Source organism: Exiguobacterium sp. s80, assembly GCF_018618725.1.
Classification (GTDB): Bacteria; Bacillota; Bacilli; order Exiguobacteriales; family Exiguobacteriaceae; genus Exiguobacterium_A; species Exiguobacterium_A oxidotolerans.
The window spans coordinates 1168549-1189214 of sequence record NZ_JACSMP010000001.1; the positions used below are offsets into that span (position 1 = coordinate 1168549).

Below are 20666 nucleotides of genomic sequence, written 5' to 3' on the forward strand. Positions count from 1 at the left end.
ACCTCACATAAATACGAATGGATTTAAATCCACTGTTACTTGGATCTTTTGTTTGATGCGTAATGCGAGCATCGCGCGGAGTGCCTCCCGCACCTCTTCTTGACCTTTGTGTTTTATAATGACTTGCTGCCGATACATGTTTTTCAGTCGGGCGAGCGGTGCATCGAGCGGACCATTGACGACGAGGTCGTCTGACTCAAGATGTCGTAGTTGTGCCGCAATTGCTTCCGCCTCTGCTTGTGCTTCTAGCGGATGCGCCGCTGAAATCGTTATGAGTCCTAAAAACCAAAATGGGGGATGCCCACCTAGTTTACGTAATTGCATCTCACGTTTATAAAACGTTTCATAATCATGTTGCTTTGCGGTTTGGATGACGTAATGCTCGGGATTGTACGTTTGGATGATGGATTGCCCAGCCAGTTCACCGCGACCGGCGCGTCCGGAGACTTGCGTAATCAACTGGAACGTCCGTTCACTCGCCCGAAAATCAGGAATTCCAAGTGTCGCATCTGCTGCGATGACACCGACGAGTGTGACATTCGGAAAATCTAGCCCTTTCGCAATCATCTGCGTCCCGAGTAAAATGTTTCCCTCGCGTCGTTCAAAGGCATTGAGTAGCTTTTCGTGTGCGCCTTTACGCGACGTCGTATCTTGATCCATTCGAATGATTTTCGCTTCCGGAATCAAATGTGCCAGTTCTTCTTCAATCTTTTGCGTCCCCGTCCCGAACTGTCGAATTTTTTTCGACGAACAGGATGGACATTCTTTTGGCATCGCTGCCTCGAAACCACAGTAATGGCATTTGAGACGATCGGCTTGTTGATGATACGTCAAGTTGACGGCACAGTGCGGACACTGCAACGTCTCTCCACAATCACGACACAGGACAAACGTCGTATAACCACGTCGATTGAGTAGCAGGACTGTCTGTTCGCCCCGCTCAATCCGTTGTTTGATTCCTTCGATCAGCGGCAAGCTAAACGGTGTCCGGTTCCCGCGCTCGAGTTCTTTACGCATGTCGATGATATCGACCGGAGGCAACTCGCCACCGAATCGTTCCTTGAGCGGTAAATACTGATAGACCCCTTTTTGCGACCGGGCGTATGTCTCAAGAATCGGTGTCGCACTTCCGAGGACGACCGGGCAATGATGGAACGCAGCCCGCCACGTGGCGACATCTCGCGTATGGTACCTTGGATTTTCTTCTTGCTTATACGTTGTTTCATGTTCTTCATCTAAGATGATGATGCCGACATTCGTCAGTGGTGCAAACACGGCAGAGCGTGCCCCGACGACGACATCGACTTCCCCTTGCGCAATCTTGCGCCATTCATCGTACTTCTCACCGAGCGACAACCCGCTATGCAAGACGGCGACCCGTTCCCCGAACCGACGCTTGAATCGTTTGACCATCATCGGTGTCAGACTAATTTCGGGCACAAGCAAAATCGCCTGTCGTCCCCGTTCAAGCATCGCGTGAATCGACTCGAGGTAAACTTCCGTTTTTCCACTGCCGGTCACACCATGCAGTAAAAAGGTCGCCGTTTCGTCCGGCGCCGTAATCGCGTCGACCGCCGCCTGTTGATCAGCTGTCAGCATCGCAGGCGTAAAGATATCCTGCGTCAAATGTTCGTAGGGATTGCGATGGATGTCCACCGTTTCGACACTGAGGACACCTTTACGTTCTAGCGTATGGACGATGCTTAATGTCAAATCGAGCTCATGCATGACGTGACTCCACATCGTCTCTTTCTGTTCGATTAAATAGTCCCGCAACAATACTTGTTTCGTTGCTTGGCTCGACAACGGAATCGACGGATCGAGCAGGCGAATCCGTTTGTCCGTTTTCGTCGTCTTTTTTTCTTTGACGACCGGTTGGAGCTCAATCTCGCCTTGGCGTGCGGCGAGTAAGATTTCCTGTTGGACTTCACTCGGGAACTGACTGATTTTTTTGCGGTTCCAGTTCGAAAATCGAGCAGTTTCCGTCAAAATCAGTTTATCATAACTGACCTTTAACGCCGCGGGTAACATCGCGAGTAACGCCGTCGCTTGATAACAAAGTGTCGTCTCCGACAGATACGAGGAAAGTTCTAACAGTTCCTCCGTATAGGTCGGAACTTCATCAAGAACACGGACAATCGGTTTAATCCGTGTCAAATCGCTTTCTTCCTTTGTCGCGACGACGATGCCAAGTAACGCCCGTGGCCCAAAGGGTACTTCGACTCGCATGCCGGGAACGACAAGATTCTGCCACAATTCCGGTACTTCATAATCGAACGGTCGGTCGACGGTCGCTGCTGCTACATCGACGATGACTTCAGCAATCATCGTAAGACCTCAGCGAATTGTTCCAGTAAAACTTTCGCTAAATCCGTTTTCAGTTGTTGACCGTAGTGTCTAGCGGGACCATTTTTCCCGAAAACCGTCACTTGGTTTTCGTCACTTGAAAATCCGATGTCCGGACGGGAGACATCATTTGCGACAATAAAATCAGCATGCTTTCGCTCTAGTTTTTTCAGAGCGTGAACTTCGACTTGTTCCGTCTCAGCCGCGAACCCGACAAGCACTTGATGCGTCTTCTGCTCACCCAACGTCCGTAAAATGTCCGTCGTCTCTTCGAGTTCAATCCGTAACGGCCCATCGATTTTTTTCTGTTTTTTCGTATATTGAACCGTTGGACGATAATCGGCCACTGCTGCCGCCATGATGACTAAATCTTGTGCCGCATAACGCGTAAGCATCTCATGGAGCATCTCGTCTCCTGATTCAATCGCCACTGTCGTCATCCCGCTCGGCAGTTCGCCTTTAATCGGTCCATGGACGAGTGTCACCGTAGCGCCAAAATCACGTGCTGCTTCTGCTAGCGCAACACCCATTTTTCCGGACGAATCATTTGTTAGATAACGGACCGGATCAATCCGTTCGATTGTCGGACCGGCACTGACTAATACATGACGCCCGGCAAGTGGTTTCGTCTCGAAGAGCCCTTTGATGGTCTCGACTAAATCCTCAGGCTCCGGAAGACGTCCTTTCCCGACCCATCCACAAGCAAGATTACCGACTCCTGGTGCAATCACCTGGACGCCGTCTGCCATCAATTGATCGAGATTTCGGACTGTCGCCGGATGTTCGAGCATATTGACGTTCATCGCCGGTGCGACGACGACAGGACACTTCGCAGCGAGAATCGTCGTCGTGATGAAATCGTCGGCGATGCCTGTCGCGAGTTTGGCAATCAAATTCGCTGTCGCTGGAGCGACGACAATCAAATCCGCCTCGTCCGCTAAATCGATATGCGCGATTTTCGAAGCATCATGTTCGATGAAGACATCATCATAGACCGGCTTCCGTGTCAATGCCTCAAACGTCGTCTTCCCGACGAATTGTTGCGCATTTTTCGTCATTGCGACTTGGACGTCCGCCCCTGCCTGAACAAGTTTTGAGGCGAGTGCCGCTGCTTTATAGGAGGCAATTCCACCTCCGACGCAGAGTAAGATATTACGATTCGTTAGCATATTGAACTCCTCCTTATTGAAAAAAACAGCCACAATGAGGAGTGGCTGCTTCAAAATTAGTCTTGCGGTTGGTTCGTGACCAATACCTCTCCGAAGTAGAGCTCTTCAAGGGCTTTTCCGACTGGCTTATGTGATTTCGGATTCGCTACTTTCACACGTTTTCCGTCTTGAATTTGACGCGCTCGTTTAGCAGCGACCGTCACAATTGTGTATTTAGAAGGGACTTTCTTTTGTAGCTTATCTACTGATGGATATAACATGTTATTTAACCTCCATGGCTTTTTTATAAAGGGACGCAACGCGTTCCCGACTACAATGTTCCGCAGTGACGATTGCTTGAATCCGATCACACGCTTTGTGAATTTCATCATTCGTCACGACATAATCATAAGCATCCATCATTTCAATCTCTTCTTTTGCAACGAGGAGACGTTGTTTGATGACTTCTTCTGATTCAGTCCCTCGCCCGATGAGACGATTGCGTAATTCTTGAAGACTCGGAGGCGCCAAGAACAAGAAGACCGCTTCCGGGAAGTGCTCCTTCACTTGCATCGCACCTTGTACTTCGATTTCTAAGATGACATCTTTACCTTCATCTAAGATTTTGTTCACCCAGTCAACTGGTGTACCGTAATAATTCCCAACAAATTCTGCATGCTCAAGTAATTGATTGTTTTCAATCATATGCTCGAACTCATCACGTGTTTTGAAGAAATAATGAACACCATCAATTTCTCCTTCACGCGGTTTCCGTGTCGTACATGACACCGAATAATGCAAATTATTGTCCTCGTCTTCACGTAAGGCACGACAAACCGTCCCTTTACCAACACCACTTGGACCAGATAATACGAGTAATAAGCCACGCTCTTTGAAAATCACTTCAGAACCCCTCCATCTAACAAACTTCACATTGTTTCATATTAGCAGTATAGACAGGAAGTTCGCAAGTAATCTTTTTCTAGCTCGACTGCTTTATCATACCATAACGAAGCCGTTTCTGTTACCTTTAGAAAGTGGAAACGAAATCAGGAAAGAAGGTAATATCATGGCTTTTGATGGATTGATGACGACACGTGTCGTCAACGAACTACAGATGCTCGTCGGTGGGCGGATCAACAAGATTCATCAACCGTACGCACTCGATTTAATTTTTAGCATCCGGGCCGATCGTAAGAACGTCACCCTACTCGCATCTGCGAACGCAATGTATGCACGTTTGCATATGACGAGCGAATCGACGAGCAATCCTAGCGAACCCCCGATGTTTTGCATGATGCTCCGGAAGCATCTAGAAGGTGGCTTCATCGAATCAATTGAACAATTAGGACGGGACCGTGTCATTTTGATGCGTATTCGTTCCCGCAATGAACTCGGTGACGAAGAAGCTAAAAAATTGTACATCGAATTGATGGGACGTCACTCGAACATTCTATTGACGGATGGTCAGGACAAAATCCTTGATGCGATTAAGCATCTTCCACTCAGTCAAAATACGTTCCGGACGATCATGCCGGGACTACAATATCAACTCCCCCCGCAACAGGATAAAGTCGATCCATTGACCGGGGATATTGAAACAGCCTTACATCGTATCGATTGGAACGCCGGTAAGATTGACCGTCAATTACTCGGGCTGTTCAGTGGACTATCCCCACAAATCGCTGAAGAAGTCGTCTTGCGTGCAGGACTTGCCAATCGAACTTCGCTCGCGGAAGCACTCCGGTCCGTCTTGAACGAACTGGAAGGACCGTACTATTTCCAACGGCTCGCGAGTGGGAAAGAACGGTTTTCGCCCGTTGCCTTACAGCATGGCGAGATTGTCGATGAAAAAACGTTCACGACGAGTGGTGACGTCCTCGATGCCTTTTTCCATCAAAAATCGAACCGCGACCGTGTCAAACAACAGGCCGCGGATTTAGAACGCTTCATTAAGAGTGAATACGAGAAGAACCTCTTAAAACGGACGAAACTCGAACGTGACCTTGCGGCGACTGAGAAGATGGATGAACTGAAGCATAAAGGTGAGCTCTTGACGACCTACTTGTATCAATTACAACGCGGGATGAAAGAAGCGACCGTCGTCGATTATTATGATGAGGACGGGAAAGAAATCACGATTGCACTCGATCCCCGTTTCTCACCGAACGAAAATGCACAGCGTTACTATAAACGCTACAACAAACTAAAGACAGCCAAAGTTGAAGTCGCAAAACAATTGACGAAGAACCAACTCGAAATCGATTACTTCGAGTCGTTACTCGCCCAACTCGAGGTTGCATCACCCGATGATATCCGGGAAATGCGCGAAGAACTCGTCGAAGAAGGCTACTTACGCGAGCGCAGTAAAAAGAAAAAGAAACCGCTCGTCCCAAAACTTGAAGCTTATCAATCTTCGACGGGCATCGACTTCTTCGTCGGTAAGAATAACAAACAAAATGACTATGCGACGTTCAAATTCGGACGACGCTCCGAAACCTGGTTGCATACGAAAGACATACCCGGCTCGCACGTCATCATTCGGAGTGATGAACCGGATGAAACGACATTAAAAGAAGCTGCAATCGTCGCTGCTTATTATTCAAAAGCACGTGAATCGAGTCAAGTCCCTGTCGATTTCACGGAACTCCGTCATGTCAAGAAGCCAAGTGGTGCCAAACCCGGTTTCGTCATCTACACGGATCAAACGACGTTGTACGTCACTCCGGATGCGAGTCTCGTACAAACGCTTCGCCTAAAATGATATTTACACGCTAAAAAAGATGGAACATCACTTTGAAGTGACGTTCCATCTTTTTTGGCGTGTTCGTCTTCTTTTACGAAAATATTATGAGACGCCCGCTCGGAGAGAACATCTACTTGATTTTTTCGAGCTGTTCACGGTAATCAAGGAGATGCCCATTGATGATATCCTTCGCTTCATTCACTTCTTCATCAAACGAGAACATTGATTGTTTCCGTTCATGCGAAAAAATCACATCATAATGATGACTCAACAAAAAGTCGATCTCTTGACCGAGCATTTTTTCTTGTTCATCCGTCATCGGGATATCTCGGTGACTGGCGATACTCTCAAGCAGTAACAGTAATTTATCTTCTAAATCGACGAGCTGCTTCAGTTCAATAAACGGTTCACTTTGTCCACTCGTCACGAGCGGATATTTTTGATCTTCTTGAAGCATCAACATCATCTCTTCATGTTTTAGCACTTGCTTACGGACTGCCAGCAGTTTTGCGTCGTCCTTAACGAGACTCCGCCAGTCCTCCATTAATTGTTGCGTCGTTTTTTTAACGAGCAACATCAAACGGTTTTCATAGTGCGGTGGGAAGACGATATAGTTGACGGCGACCGCCGATAAAACACCAACGACCGTCAACAGAGACCGCGTCAAGGCATAATGGACATAATCGGCAGTCGGACTTTCAAACATCAAAACGATGGCAAAGGCAGCAAACGTCGACATGTCCGTCCGACCAATCATCGAGTTGAAGACGAGCGACACGATAACGGCTAACCCAATCGTCAAGGGGTTTGCCCCTAACGTCGCAACGACTACGAGACCACAGACAAGGCCTAAAATCGTTCCGAACACTCGATTAAAGAACATTTTAAAGGAGCGGTGAATCGTCGGTTGCATCGCAACGATTGCTGCGACGGCTCCCATTCCAGAATAGATGTCAAAGACGTACCAAGAGAAGCTGAGCGCAATCGCGACGGCGATCCCTGTCTTAATGGTACGGAGACCGATTCGAAATTGGATGTTCACTCGAGCGTCACCTGCCCGACTTCACTTTCAACCGTCACTTCCGGCTTTTCTTGTTTCGACAGCTCATAAATAACTGCACTGTCGTCTTTTAATTTCGTGTAACGTTTTGCAGCTTTCACGTCTCCATCCGTTTCAACCGTAATTGTCCCAGCGGTTTTTGCAGGATTTAATCGAATCGCTCCATCAATCGTCTTGACGCTTAAATCAAGTTTCACACCATATTCGTCGAGTTTGACACTCTTTCCTGTGATATCAGCATGAACAGCATTCAAATCCTCGATGTCAACAGATCCGCTCCCAATCAATGTCACGTCATCTGCGTTAATTTTGTTCAGACGAATCGTCTCCGCGTCAAGCTGAATCACCTTGGCAAAAACGCCCATCCCTGTTAACGAGGCCGCATCGACATCAATCCGATTCATATAGCTGGGTAAACCAACTTCAATCTCATAATCCCCCGTTTTCAAGCTCGGTCGATTTCCGAATCGGGCCAGCCAGCCGTCACGTCCTGTCACGGTAATCGTATTTCCTGACGTCCCGACTTTTAAGCGTTTTTTACTTGAAGCACTATCGACCAGTTTCAATTGAACATTCCCATCCGTGCTTCTAACGAAGTTGATGCTCGCGTTCGGTGCTTCGATTTGTAATTTTTTATAGCGGTTCGTCGTCTTGAATGTCTCACCACGAGATAAAGAATCTGTCGTAAGTAAGAGTGTCACCGCGTATAGAAGAAAAAGGGCTGATCCGACCGAAGCATATAGTATCCACGGACGGCGAACAGGCTTGCGCTGACCAATTCTTTCAAAAGAATCATTTTGTTTTCGTCTTTTTTCTTTTAAACGTGTAAACGTCGACTGTTTTCGTTTTCGTTCTGATCTACTCGTTGTATCGTCCATCCGTTTACCTCCATCCAGTTCACTTCCATTATTCCGAATTTATGATTGTCCTGTCAACATCCTCTCTCCATCATACGAAAATCGTAAATGTCTTGGCATCGGGCGGAAGAATGAACGGCGGTAAAAAAAAGGAAGAAGAAGAATCAGCTGAAATGATTCTCCTTCTTCCTTTTAAGTTAGCGCTAATTTTTCAAAATCTGCTTTACAGTTCAAGCGATTCATCAATCGCTAAAGGATGACCTGTCTGCCCTTGCGCTTCAAGCTCATCACAAAAAGATTTGGCATCTTGTTTGATTAAGTCGAATGTATCGTAATGAATCGGTACAACCGCGTTCGCCTGCAACATATCGGCAGCGATTAAGGCATCTTCCGGTCCCATCGTGAAATTGTCGCCGATTGGTAAAAATGCAAGATCAATGTCATGATGTGCCCCATACAATGCTAAATCGCCGAACAACGCCGTATCTCCTGCATGGTACAGTACCTTATCTTCAATCGTCAGTAAGAAGCCAGCCGGCATTCCCATGTACATGATGGTCTGCTTCTCTTCATCAATGATGCTTGAAGAATGGAAGGCTTGCGTCATTTTTACTTTTCCGAATGGAAATTCAAATTGACCGCCGATATTCATCGGATGAACATTCAACCCTTTAAAACTTAAATACGTCGCTAGTTCATGTGTTGCGACAATCGTCGCGCCCGTCGACTTCGCAATCGTTTCCGCATCCGCCATATGATCGGCATGGGCGTGGGTCAAAAGAATAAAATCTGCTTTGACGTCTTCCGGTTTTGTCATCGCTTTGTCATTCCCACTAAAAAACGGGTCAATCACGATGTGTTGTCCATTCGTTTCAATCGTTACCGTTGACTGTCCGTGATATGTCACTTTCATTTAAAAGACCTCCCCTAACAAATAATCGGAACGAGTTATTTTTTCCCCTCTCCCCAAGCACATAAACCTTTCATCGCCGGTTGAAGCGTAAACGCAGCATCTGTCAGTCGGTATTCGACATGCAGGACCGCTTCATCAAATTCAATCCGTTCGACCATGCCAAGTCGTTCAAGTTCCTTTAATTGATCTGTCAACACCTTCCTTGAGATGCCCGGAATCGACCGATGCAATTCTAGAAAACGTTTAGGACCGTTCTCTAACGTGCAATATAACCGTGGGCGCCATTTTCCACCAATGATTTCGAGCGCTCGATTAACTGGAAATTGTTCTGTCGTCATTACTTTTCGTCTCTCCTTCAAGTAGTTACTTCAAAGTGCGTACTATGCAATCGAGTGTATCGTAAGTTACCGTTAGCGTAAATCAAAAAGCAAAGGAGACAACAAACATGACTTACCCACGTAATTTTTCACACATCGGACTTTCGGTCCCAGATTTAGAGGCAGCTATTAAGTTTTATTCGGAGGTTATGGGATGGTACGTCATCATGGAACCATCTGATGTCGTTGAAGACGATTCCCCAATCGGCGTCATGTGTACGGACGTATTTGGAGCAGGATGGGGCAAATTCCGCATCGCGCATATGGCGACAGGCGACCGGATCGGGATCGAACTCTTTGAATTCCCGAACAATGAACAACCGGAAAATAACTTCGAATTCTGGAAAACAGGTATTTTCCATTACGCGATTCAAGACCCGGATATTGAAGGCATGGTCGAAAAAATTGTGGCTCACGGCGGCAAACAACGGATGCCGATTCGTGAATACTACCCGGGTGAAAAACCGTACCGCATGGTATATTGTGAAGATCCGTTCGGTAACCTCGTCGAACTCTATTCACACTCATATGAATTGACGTACTCCGAAGGCGCCTATTAATCATGAAGGCGTGGCTCAATCAAGAGGGAACATCTATTGAAAATTGGCAGTACCGTGACGTCGAGATGCCGCAACTTAAAGCACATGAAGCGTTGATTCGTGTTAAAGCCGTCGCCCTGAATCCTGTCGATTACAAAGCGACGAACAATCCCGATTGGACGTTCCCGCACATTCCCGGTGTCGATTTAGCCGGAGTCGTTGAGCAAGTCGGTTCAGAAACAGTTGGTCTTTCGATTGGAGATCGTGTGGCGATTCATACGAACCTTCAAAAAAATGGAGCGTTCGCGGAATACGCTGCAGTCGATGCACGGGCACTTGCCCTCATTCCGGAAGACGTCAGCTTTACCGATGCCGCAGCGATTCTCTGCGCCGGGATGACGGCTTATGAAGCGATCCATCAAAAGATGAACACGACGGATAAAGAGACGATTCTCATCCACGCCGGTGCCGGTGGTGTTGGCGGGTTCGGTATCCAGCTTGCGAAACGTCTTGGCTTACGTGTCGCGACAACAGCGTCGACTGAAAATCATGACTGGGTCAGACAACTAGGGGCGGACTTAGCGATTGATTATAAACTGGAGAACATCACCGATGTGATTCGCGACTGGACGGATGGACGTGGTGTCGATTTAATCTTGAATACGGTCGGCCGAGCTGAAGCGACGGACGATTTAGGACGGCTCGCCTTTTCCGGTCAACTCGCTTATATCGCCGGCGGTCCGGATTTGTCGATCGTCAAACCGTTTACGTTGTCACCGTCAATCCATGAAGTCGCGCTTGCCGCTGCTTACGCGAGTCAAAATGACCGCGCCATCCGTAACCTTGGTCATATGGCATCGACGTTGCTTCTGCTCGTGCAACAGAATGAACTCGATCCACTCGTCACAGATATCATCCCAGCCGATCAACTGGTCGAAGGGCTAAAGCGGTTGGCAGAACGACACGTCCGCGGTAAAATCATCGCGACGTTTTAAGTAGGCAACACCCGAAATTAAAACGCCGATGCTTCCATTTTTCAGACGGCAGCATCGGCGTTTTTATATTTATCATGATTTGATGCATAGCTGTAACACCGCAACAACAGTTTTCATCCCGTGTTGAAAAAATCATTCGCTTCGCCCGCACCAAACAGGAAAAAAGCTTATGTTCCGTTGTCAAAGACAAACAGACCGACTCTTGACTACCGGTATTTATCGGTTTTTGTGATTTGTAACGAGCGACCGACGAGTTGAAAGCCGATTGCTTGATAGATTTTATTGGACGTCGGGTTCGACCAGTCCGTATAGAGTGTGATCATCGGGTACGCTTGCTCCAGCAAATAGGTACAGACACGGGCCACGAGATCAGAAGCAAGACCTCGCCCTCTAAGTTCCGGCGGCGTATAGACGTAAGAGACGGTCACGCCTGACGTCGTCGGTCGACTAGCTGACGTCATGGATATGAGACGGTCCCCGTCGAACAGACCAAATAACGTCTGCTTTGAACTATGACGACGAATCGTCTGTTCATTTTGAAGACGATTCCGCTCCGTCACGGCTAATGCACCGGTCTCGCAAATGAAGTCCCATCCGAACGAGACGGCTTGGTCGACAGCCTGTTCGTCAACGATACGAAAAGCGTATTCAAGTTGCGGTGGTCCCGTCACGTGATGTAAGGCATACATTCCTTGATCCATCTTCACACGGTATTTCGTATGCGGAGCAAGAAGCGGCTTGACGAGCGCATGTTCTCCGACATATCCCTTACAGTCAAAAATCCGGGCAAGTTTTCGCATGCTTGGATCCGAAAATGCTTCACCTGCCAAAATCGCCTGTTCTTCAATCGTTTGTAGGATGATGATTTTTCGGTCGTCTTCTTCAGCGATCGCCATCAAAAGTGGCGTATCCCCCCGTGCCAAGATACCGAGCGGCAATTGGTGGACCTCACTGCGCTGTTCAAGGAAAGGAACAGCCACGCGTTTAAAACTCTCATAATCCCGATAATGCGTTACCATCTGAAGCGACCTCCTTTGTTCTACAACTAGTGTAACAAAAAAAGTTTCCACCCCATACGACAAGTCAAAAAACATTCATCTAAAATCGTCAAGGCTCCTTACCCGTCCGGATAAGGAGCCTCTATTTACACTCTGGTATTTGATTCACTCAATCAAATCGTCGCTGTGAAACGGTCACTCCAAGCAACTGGATCAATTGACCACGCGAGCAGTTGTGTCTGTTCGTCTCTCGAGATCGCACTTGTCGCAACTGCCGTTTCGAGTAACTCCGAAAAATTCAGTAGCGATGTCGCCTTCAGATTCGCTGCCGTTAAATTAGCTTGCAAACGACTCATGCCATAGGAGAAGATGGCTTGAATCTGCACGACTTCCGCCCCTGCCTGTTGCAAAGCTTCAGCCGCTTCAATCGATGATTTACCTGTCGATAACAAATCTTCGATGACAACGACACGTTGGCCCGGTTTAATGCGCCCTTCGATTTGATTCCCTTTTCCATGTTGTTTGGCACTACCGCGGACATAGACCATCGGTAAGTTGAGTCGGTCCGCGACGAGCGCGGCGTGTGGAATACCCGCTGTCGCCGTCCCTGCGATGACGTCGACTTGTAACGATTTGACCTGCTGCGCCAATAAATCGGCAATCATCGAACGGATATCCGGACTCGACAATGTCAGACGATTATCACAGTAGATCGGGGAACGGAGTCCGCTCGCCCATGTGTACGGTTGACTTGGTGAAAGTGTGACGGCTTCGATTTCGAGTAATGCAGTCGCTAATTGATTCATTGTCGGATCCCCTTCCATTGTGCCAGTAAGTCTTCGTACATCGCTGCCGGGTCATCCGCCTGCGTGATGGCGCGTCCGATGACAAGATCCGTCGCTCCCGCATCGCGGGCAAAACCAACCGTTGCGATTCGTTTTTGATCATGCACCGCTGTCCCTGCCGGACGAATCCCCGGTGTGACGAGTTGAAATCCATCGCGGCAACCCGGCTTGATTTTTTCAACATCGAGTGCTGAACAGACAACTCCGTCTAAACCAGCTTGTTCGGCTAGTTGTGCATATGCGACGACGACGGTATCCAATTCCTCATGAATCAGTAATTGTTCGACCATCGCCTGATCCGTCGACGTCAATTGTGTCACGGCAATCAACCGGGTGCTGGCAGCTGTTTCGTCTAATCCTTCCCGTGCCGCACGCATCATTTCGAGTCCTCCCGCAGCATGAACGTTCGTCAACTCAACGCCGAGCTGACCGATGACGCGAAGTGTTCGTCGCGCCGTTTCCGGGATATCATGGACCTTCAAGTCTAAAAAGACGGCATGTCCCCGTTCGACCAATTGTCGGACGAACGCCGGCCCTTCGGCGTAATAGAGCTCCATGCCGACTTTGACGGCAGGTCGGACTGGACCGAATTTTTCTAAAAATCGAGTGACGTGTAATCCTGACGGAAAATCAAGCGCGATGTAAAGCTGATCCATAAGCGTTCCCCCTAATGTCTAAAATATGTTCGATCCCGAGTTCGTCCATCCGTTTCGGGAGTGCCGCAATCAACTCTTGGCAAATGAACGGATTGACGAAGTTCGCCGTCCCGACCGCTACAGCCGATGCACCGGCATAAATCATTTCCAGCACATCATCGACCTCCATGACGCCGCCCATCCCGATGATCGGAATCTCGACGACTTGTGCGACATCATGAATCATCCGGATTGCAACGGGTTTGATGGCGGGGCCAGATAGACCGCCAATCCGATTTGCAAGAATCGGTTGACCGGTCCGGACATCAATTCGCATCCCGACTAGCGTGTTGATCATCGTCAGCCCGTCCGCTCCTGCCTGTTCGACGGCCTGTGCCATCTCGACGATTGACGTGACGTTCGGTGACAGTTTGACGTAGACGGGTTTATCCGACACTGCTTTGACACGTCGCGTCAATTCTGCTGCCATGCGTGGGTCTGTTCCGAACTGCAGTCCGCCGGATTTGACGTTCGGACAAGAAATATTCAACTCGATTGCTTTGACGACCGGATTTTGACTGATTAACCGGGTGACCGTTTCGTATTCTTCCGGTGTCGATCCGGCGACATTCGCGATGATTTCCGTATCGAACTGACTTAAGAACGGTAACTTCGTTTCGATGATGCCCTCGACGCCTGGATTTTGCAACCCGATTGCGTTCAACATCCCCATTCCGCTCTCCGCGACGCGTGGGGTTGGGTTTCCGTACCGTTCCTCGCCTGTCGCCGCCTTAATCATGATTCCGCCAAGGACAGATAAATCGTAGAACTTGGCAAACTCTTCCCCGAAGCCGAAGCAACCGGATGCTGGCATAATTGGATTCTTCAAATTCAATCCCGGTAACGTGACCGCTAATCGATTCATAAAATCACCTCTTCCGCCCGAAAGACAGGACCATCGGAGCATGTCTTCACGTAGTTTCCGTCCGGTGTCTTACAGACACAGGCGAAACAAGCACCAATCCCGCAACCCATCCGGTTTTCAATCGACAGGAAACGATCTTGAATCGGGACCGTCTGCAAGGAGCGTAACATTGGTTCCGGCCCACACGCGAGTAACGTATCGAACCGCTCTGGTGTCAGTGCCGCCGTCACAAATCCTTGAACACCCGCCGTCCCGTCGACCGTCGTAATCGTCGTCGGCCCGAGCTTTTTAAACGCCTCTTCGTAAAACACACTGTCTGCCGTATCAAACCCTAGAATCGCTTCACACGTCACCCCACGTTCGACGAGTTTACGCATCGTATAATACAGCGGCGGAACACCGATTCCCCCACCAACGAGGACAACGCAACTCGTCGGCTCAATCAAGTTCACCGGGAAACCGTTCCCGAGTGGTCCGAGGGCATCGACGAAATCCCCAGGCCGTAAGGAAGCGAGTTCTTTTGTTCCTTGACCAATCTCTTTGAATAAAAAAGTGATTAGATCGCCTTCGACGTTTGCGATTGAAATCGGACGCCGTAATAACGGGCCGACACGCAGGTGCATGAAGCGACCCGGCTCAATCTTTTTTACCTCCGGCATCCGACAAATCAATTCTGTCGCATTAACTGCGACCTTTTTCGTTGAGACGACCGTTAGTAGTTCAATCATCGCGTCACCGCCTTTTTCATGTGCGTGAATGCTTGAATCGAACTCGCTTCGAATGAGAGACTCTCAATGACTCGGAGTAACGCTTCTGCCGTATCGAGCGATGTCAGACAGACGACATTGTTTTCTGCGGCTGCCCGGCGAATGATGAAACCATCTTTCGTCACTTGGGAGTCGCGACTCATCGTGTTGATGACATACTCGACTTCTGCTTTTTCGATTAAATCGAGCATTGACCCTTGATCGGAACCAATTTTTCCGACAACCTGGACGGCTAACTCATGTCCTGTCAAGAAGCTTGCTGTTCCGGCTGTTGCGAGCAATGTGAATCCGAGTGTTGCAAACCGCTTGGCGAGACCCAGCATTTCTTGTTTATCTTGATCAGCGACCGTCATCAAGATACGACCATGTTCAGGAATCGCCATTCCGGAAGCGAGTAACCCTTTATACAGTGCTTTCTCGAGCGTCCGATCCGTTCCGATGACTTCACCGGTCGACTTCATTTCCGGTCCGAGTGACGGATCCACTTCCTTCAGTTTCGCGAATGAGAAGACCGGTACTTTGACGGACACGAGCTTCTCTTCCGGCAGGAGACCGCTTGTCAGTCCGTAAGACGCGAGTGTCTCACCTAAGATGACGTTCGTCGCGAGACGTGCGACCGGTAATCCCGTTACTTTTGAGATGAACGGTACAGTCCGACTCGCCCGCGGGTTGACTTCAAGCACATAGAGTTCCCCGTCAGCGAAGACGAACTGGATGTTGAGCAATCCTTTGATGCGGAATGCTTTTGCGATACGCGTCGTGTAATCAACGATTTGATCTTTGATTGCTTGCGCGACACGTTGCGGGGGATACACCCCGATCGAGTCCCCGGAGTGTACTCCCGCACGTTCGATGTGCTCCATGATACCCGGGATGACGACATCTTCACCGTCGCAAATCGCATCCACTTCAAGCTCCATTCCCGTCAAGTAACGGTCGACGAGGACCGGTCGTTCCGGCGAGGCGATGACGGCATGTTTCATATAATGTTCGAGCTCTTGTTGCCCGTAGACGATTTCCATTGCACGTCCACCGAGGACATAAGACGGACGGACGAGGACAGGATAGCCGAGACCCGCTGCCGCTGCCGTCGCTTCTTCGACCGTGACCGCTGTTTTTCCGGGCGGTTGTGGAATCTCAAGTTTTGTCAAAGCGGCTTCGAATTGTTTCCGGTCTTCTGCCATATCAAGATCTTCTAACGCCGTTCCGAGAATCTTGACCCCTTCGTCAGCGAGCGACTCAGCTAAGTTGATGGCAGTTTGCCCGCCGAACTGGACGATGACGCCGATCGGTTGTTCATTTCGGATGACTTCGAGAACATCTTCCGTCGTCAGTGGTTCAAAGTAGAGCCGGTCCGAAATCGAGAAGTCCGTCGAGACCGTTTCCGGGTTGTTGTTGACGATGATCGCTTCATAACCCGCTTCGCGAATCGCTTGAATCGAGTGGACCGTCGCATAGTCGAATTCGACACCTTGTCCAATTCGGATCGGCCCGGAACCCAGTACGAGAATCGACGGGCGTGTCGTCGGTGCCGCTTCATTTTCGACTTCATACGTTCCGTAGTAATACGGTGTATCGGAAGCGAACTCTGCTGCACACGTATCGACCATCTTGTAGACGGGATGAATCTGTTCTTGATTTCGCGTATGACGAATCACGGTCTCACTTTTCTTCGTGATCCGGCCAATCATCGCATCGCTGAAGCCGTAACGTTTTGCGTGTAATAAACGCTCGCGTGTCAGCTCTTCGCGTGCCAACTCCTGTTCAATCCGGAAGATATGGTGTAACTTCTCTAAAAACAGCCGGTCGATGCTGGTCCATTCGTGAATTTGTTCGACCGAATAACCCCGCTCCATTCCCGCGTAAAGGGCGAATAGCCGTTCATCCGTTGCTTTGACGATGTACTGGTTGAGTGTCACTTCATCCATGTCGAGGAAACGGTCCATCCGGAGATCCGACATCCCGATTTCGAGCGAGCGGACTGCCTTCAGCAAGGCTTCTTCCATCGTCCGTCCCATCGCCATAACTTCACCTGTCGCCTTCATTTGCGTCCCGAGCGTCCGGTCTGCCGATTCAAACTTATCAAACGGCCAGCGCGGAATCTTCGCGACGACATAGTCGAGTGCCGGTTCAAACGAGGCAAAACTCGTTTCCGTGATCGGGTTCTTCAGTTCCGATAAGGCATAACCGACAGCAATTTTTGCCGCAAGTTTTGCAATCGGGTAGCCTGTCGCCTTCGACGCCAAGGCCGACGAGCGTGAAACGCGCGGGTTCACTTCGATGACATAGTAGTCGAAACTATGCGGATTAAGTGCAAACTGGATGTTACATCCGCCTTCGATGCCAAGGGCACGGATGATGTCGAGTGAAACATTTCGCATCATTTGATAATCGCGGTCGGACAGTGTCTGGGTTGGAGCAAAGACAATCGAGTCGCCCGTATGGACGCCGACCGGGTCAAAGTTTTCCATCGCACAGACGATGATCGCTTGGTTCGTCGCGTCACGCATGACTTCGAACTCAACTTCTTTCATCCCGGCAATTGATTTCTCGAGCAATACTTGGTTCGCCGGACTCGCTTTGATACCGCCCTCGACGATTCGGACGAACTCGTCCATCGTTTCGGCAATCCCGCCGCCTGTACCACCGAGTGTGTAAGCCGGTCGAATGATGATCGGCAGACCGATTTTCGCGCAAAATTGTTCCGCTTCTTCTACTGTATGAACGATTTCACTCTCCGGGACACCGTGTCCCAGTCTGAACATCAATTTTCTGAACAAATCACGATCTTCTGCCTCTTCAATCGCGGACAGTTTCGTTCCGAGCAGTTCGACACCATATTCAGCCAAAACGCCGAGTCGGTCGAGTTCGACCGCTAGATTCAATCCAGTCTGCCCACCGAGTGTCGCAAGCAAGGCATCCGGACGTTCCTTGCGGATGATCCGGGACACGAACTCCGCTTGGAGCGGTTCGATGTAAACCCGGTCCGCGACAGTCGGGTCTGTCATGATCGTTGCGGGGTTCGAGTTCACGAGGATGACTTCGTAGCCTTCTTCCTTGAGTGCTTGGCACGCTTGGGTTCCGGCATAATCAAACTCTGCTGCTTGTCCGATGACGATTGGACCTGATCCGATAACGAGAATCTTCTGGATATCTTGACGTTTAGGCATGAGTGACCTCCTGTTGGTTCGTGATTTCTGTTAAAAATTGATCGAATAAATCATTGGCATCCATTGGACCAGGTGATGCTTCCGGATGATATTGAACAGAGAAGACAGGTTCCGTCCGGTGTCTGACACCTTCGACCGTCCCATCATTGATCGCGACGTGTGTGACGATTAACTCGAATCCCTTCAATGACTGTTCGTCGACGGCGTAGCCATGATTTTGTGAGGTGATGCTGACGTGACCGGTTTGAAGATCTTGAACCGGGTGATTGGCACCGCGATGACCGAACGGTAACTTGAACGTATCGGCGCCGTGCGCAAGCGCAATCAATTGATGACCGAGACAAATGCCGAAGATGACGATTTTCCCTGCCAACTCTTGAATCAATGGAATCGCTGTTGGAACGTCTTTCGGATTCCCGGGACCGTTCGATAACATCATGCCGTCCGGTTTATAACGCAAGACGTCCTTCGCCGTAACATTGTACGGTACGACGACAACTTCGCAACCGCGGCGGACGAGTTCACGGACGATGCCGAGCTTTGCACCAAAGTCGACGAGGACAATCCGCGGACCGGCACCCGGGATGATGTACGCCCGTTCCGTCGAAGCACGTTGCACCTGATCCGTTGCGAGCGGCATGTTGTGCAAACGGTCTAATTGGTCGGCGAGATTAAATTCACCATCGACGAGCAATCCGCGCATGACGCCTTTTGATCGTAAGTGGCGCGTCAGTTGACGTGTATCGACGCCGGTTAAGCCCGGAATATCGAATTCTTCTAAGGCCTCTGCTAACGACGATTGGGAGCGGAAGTTCGACGGAGTATGGCAGACTTCACGGACGATGAGTGCTTTCGCAAGTGGTCGCGTCGTTTCGTAATCTTCCCGGTTGATGCCATAGTTCCCGATCAAGGGATTCGTCAAGACGATCATCTGGTCACAATAGGATGGATCAGATAACATTTCCTGGTATCCCGTCATCCCTGTCTGGAAGACGACCTCCCCCATCGTGACGCGTGTTGCGCCAAATGCTGTCCCTTCGAACGTCATACCATCTTCTAAAATGAGTGTCCGTTTAGACATGTGCCGTTTCCCCCTTGAATACGATTTTTCCACCGACGAGTGTCATGACCGGGTATCCTGTCAGTAACTGCCCCGCGAACGGTGTATTTTTTCCTTTTGAATAAAAGCGTTCTGGTTCAACCGGTCGGACGGTCTCTAAATCAAGCAACACGAAATCTGCCGGTGCCCCGACTTCCAAGCGACCATACGGTAAGTCGAACAAGGCGGCCGGCTTGCGTGCCAAGGCATCGACTAAGTCGCTTAGCGTCATCTGGTTCGTTTGAACAAGTTTCGTATAAAGTAGTGGAAAGGCTGTCTCGAAGCCCGTAATTCCAAATGGTGCCCGCTCGATGCCGAGCGCTTTTTCATCGGCTGCGTGCGGCGCATGATCCGTTGCGATACAATCAATCGTGCCATCGCGTAACCCTTCGAGCAGTGCCGCCCGGTCTGCCTTACTCCGAAGGGGCGGATTCATTTTAAAGTTCGGATCCTGCCCCTCGATGTCATCTTCCGTCAGGACGAGATGGTGCGGTGTCACTTCTGCCGTGACACGGATTCCTGCCCGTTTGGCGTCACGAATGACCCGGACTGATTCTTTTGTCGAGACATGACAGACATGATAATGGCAGCCGGTCGCTTCTGCGATTAAGACGTCGCGCGCGATGTGGATACTTTCCGCGAGTGATGGAATCCCCTGCAGTCCTTCCCGTTCACTATACGCACCTTCATGGACACAGCCGGCTTTCAACGTATCGTCCTCACAATGGGCGACGACCGCCTTCCCGAGTTTCGCGGCGCGGCGCATCGCTTCCCGCATGACGGCGGCACTTTGAACGCCGACGCCGTCATCTGTAAACGCAAAGGCATCCGTTAATTCTTCAAACGCGACGAGTTCCTGTCCTAGCTGATTTTTTGAAATCGCCGCATAAGGCAAAACCCGGACAGACGCCGTTTCTTCGATTTTCTTGAACAAGGCGTCTAACGTCTCGCGGTCATCCGGAACAGGACGCGTATTCGGCATCGGACAGATTGTCGTGAATCCGCCTGCTGCGGCTGCGGCCGTACCTGTTGCAATCGTTTCTTTATGTTCGCCACCCGGTTCGCGGAGATGGACATGAATATCGACGAAGCCTGGTGCTAACAAGCGGTTACTTGCATCGATGACTTGCTCGTCCGCCCGCGGCGCAGCATCGAGATCCGTAATCAAGCCATCCTCGATGCGAATGCTTGATTGTTGCAATTGTCCGTTTTGATACCATGTTGCGTGATCGATACGTAGTGTCAT

General features: G+C 49.7%; 19 protein-coding genes. 3 read left to right on the forward strand and 16 right to left on the reverse strand.

Annotation, left to right across the window (positions count from 1 at the left end):
• Window positions 1-3: 3 nt before the first annotated feature.
• Genes priA through gmk form a run of 4 tightly spaced genes read right to left on the reverse strand, consistent with a single transcriptional unit; the run spans window position 4 to window position 4394 of the window.
• Window positions 4-2328: a primosomal protein N' gene (priA, locus tag KNP94_RS06195; protein ID WP_214807306.1), complete on the reverse strand. Its 2325-nt coding sequence runs from the start codon at window positions 2326-2328 to the stop codon at window positions 4-6.
• On the reverse strand, window positions 2325-3515 hold the full coding sequence (coaBC, locus tag KNP94_RS06200; protein ID WP_214768615.1) for a bifunctional phosphopantothenoylcysteine decarboxylase/phosphopantothenate--cysteine ligase CoaBC: 1191 nt from the start codon (window positions 3513-3515) through the stop codon (window positions 2325-2327). Before coaBC ends, priA begins: the two co-directional genes overlap by 4 nt.
• A gap of 56 nt (window positions 3516-3571) precedes the next feature.
• Complete coding sequence (gene rpoZ, locus KNP94_RS06205; protein WP_029330878.1) at window positions 3572-3775, reverse strand: DNA-directed RNA polymerase subunit omega; 204 nt, start codon at window positions 3773-3775, stop codon at window positions 3572-3574.
• Window position 3776: 1 nt separating this feature from the next.
• Window positions 3777-4394, reverse strand: coding sequence for a guanylate kinase (gene gmk, locus KNP94_RS06210; RefSeq protein ID WP_200872407.1), 618 nt, complete (start codon window positions 4392-4394; stop codon window positions 3777-3779).
• A gap of 169 nt (window positions 4395-4563) precedes the next feature.
• Here gmk and KNP94_RS06215 point away from each other — a divergent pair, with 169 nt between their 5' ends.
• The gene (locus tag KNP94_RS06215; RefSeq protein WP_214765182.1) at window positions 4564-6258 is read left to right on the forward strand and encodes an Rqc2 family fibronectin-binding protein; all 1695 of its coding nucleotides are present in this window, start codon (window positions 4564-4566) and stop codon (window positions 6256-6258) included.
• 112 nt (window positions 6259-6370) lie between these two features.
• Here KNP94_RS06215 and KNP94_RS06220 read toward each other — a convergent pair whose 3' ends face one another.
• The 4 genes from KNP94_RS06220 to KNP94_RS06235 form a co-directional block, all read right to left on the reverse strand.
• Window positions 6371-7282, reverse strand: coding sequence for an FUSC family protein (locus KNP94_RS06220; protein WP_214765184.1), 912 nt, complete (start codon window positions 7280-7282; stop codon window positions 6371-6373).
• The gene (locus KNP94_RS06225; RefSeq protein ID WP_215115430.1) at window positions 7279-8178 is read right to left on the reverse strand and encodes a DUF4097 family beta strand repeat-containing protein; all 900 of its coding nucleotides are present in this window, start codon (window positions 8176-8178) and stop codon (window positions 7279-7281) included. The genes KNP94_RS06220 and KNP94_RS06225 overlap by 4 nt, the downstream gene beginning before the upstream one ends.
• 202 nt (window positions 8179-8380) lie before the next feature.
• A complete protein-coding gene (locus KNP94_RS06230) occupies window positions 8381-9070 on the reverse strand; it encodes a metal-dependent hydrolase (protein ID WP_214892084.1) in 690 nt (229 codons plus the stop codon).
• 35 nt (window positions 9071-9105) lie between these two features.
• Window positions 9106-9408, reverse strand: coding sequence for a winged helix-turn-helix transcriptional regulator (locus KNP94_RS06235; RefSeq protein WP_214807304.1), 303 nt, complete (start codon window positions 9406-9408; stop codon window positions 9106-9108).
• Window positions 9409-9515: 107 nt separating this feature from the next.
• Here KNP94_RS06235 and KNP94_RS06240 point away from each other — a divergent pair, with 107 nt between their 5' ends.
• Complete coding sequence (locus KNP94_RS06240) at window positions 9516-10007, forward strand: lactoylglutathione lyase family protein (protein ID WP_215115431.1); 492 nt, start codon at window positions 9516-9518, stop codon at window positions 10005-10007.
• Between the two features lie 2 nt (window positions 10008-10009).
• Entirely contained in the window at window positions 10010-10981 is a 972-nt protein-coding gene (locus KNP94_RS06245) for a zinc-binding dehydrogenase (protein ID WP_215115432.1), read from the forward strand.
• Window positions 10982-11187: 206 nt separating this feature from the next.
• On the opposite strand, the gene KNP94_RS06250 is transcribed toward KNP94_RS06245, so the two are convergent.
• From KNP94_RS06250 to KNP94_RS06285, 8 genes are all read right to left on the reverse strand, one after another.
• Window positions 11188-12000, reverse strand: coding sequence for a GNAT family N-acetyltransferase (locus KNP94_RS06250; protein ID WP_088837412.1), 813 nt, complete (start codon window positions 11998-12000; stop codon window positions 11188-11190).
• A gap of 152 nt (window positions 12001-12152) precedes the next feature.
• A complete protein-coding gene (gene pyrE / locus KNP94_RS06255; protein ID WP_215115433.1) occupies window positions 12153-12785 on the reverse strand; it encodes an orotate phosphoribosyltransferase in 633 nt (210 codons plus the stop codon).
• Window positions 12782-13480: an orotidine-5'-phosphate decarboxylase gene (gene pyrF / locus KNP94_RS06260; RefSeq protein ID WP_215115434.1), complete on the reverse strand. Its 699-nt coding sequence runs from the start codon at window positions 13478-13480 to the stop codon at window positions 12782-12784. The genes pyrE and pyrF overlap by 4 nt, the downstream gene beginning before the upstream one ends.
• Entirely contained in the window at window positions 13455-14384 is a 930-nt protein-coding gene (locus KNP94_RS06265) for a dihydroorotate dehydrogenase (RefSeq protein WP_088837415.1), read from the reverse strand. Before KNP94_RS06265 ends, pyrF begins: the two co-directional genes overlap by 26 nt.
• The gene (locus tag KNP94_RS06270) at window positions 14381-15112 is read right to left on the reverse strand and encodes a dihydroorotate dehydrogenase electron transfer subunit (protein WP_215115435.1); all 732 of its coding nucleotides are present in this window, start codon (window positions 15110-15112) and stop codon (window positions 14381-14383) included. The genes KNP94_RS06265 and KNP94_RS06270 overlap by 4 nt, the downstream gene beginning before the upstream one ends.
• Window positions 15109-18321, reverse strand: a complete 3213-nt coding sequence (gene carB / locus KNP94_RS06275) for a carbamoyl-phosphate synthase large subunit (protein ID WP_215115436.1) — start codon at window positions 18319-18321, stop codon at window positions 15109-15111. The genes KNP94_RS06270 and carB overlap by 4 nt, the downstream gene beginning before the upstream one ends.
• Window positions 18314-19402 (reverse strand): carbamoyl phosphate synthase small subunit, encoded by a 1089-nt coding sequence (locus KNP94_RS06280; RefSeq protein WP_215115437.1) that lies wholly within the window; start codon window positions 19400-19402, stop codon window positions 18314-18316. Before KNP94_RS06280 ends, carB begins: the two co-directional genes overlap by 8 nt.
• Entirely contained in the window at window positions 19395-20666 is a 1272-nt protein-coding gene (locus tag KNP94_RS06285) for a dihydroorotase (RefSeq protein WP_215115438.1), read from the reverse strand. The genes KNP94_RS06280 and KNP94_RS06285 overlap by 8 nt, the downstream gene beginning before the upstream one ends.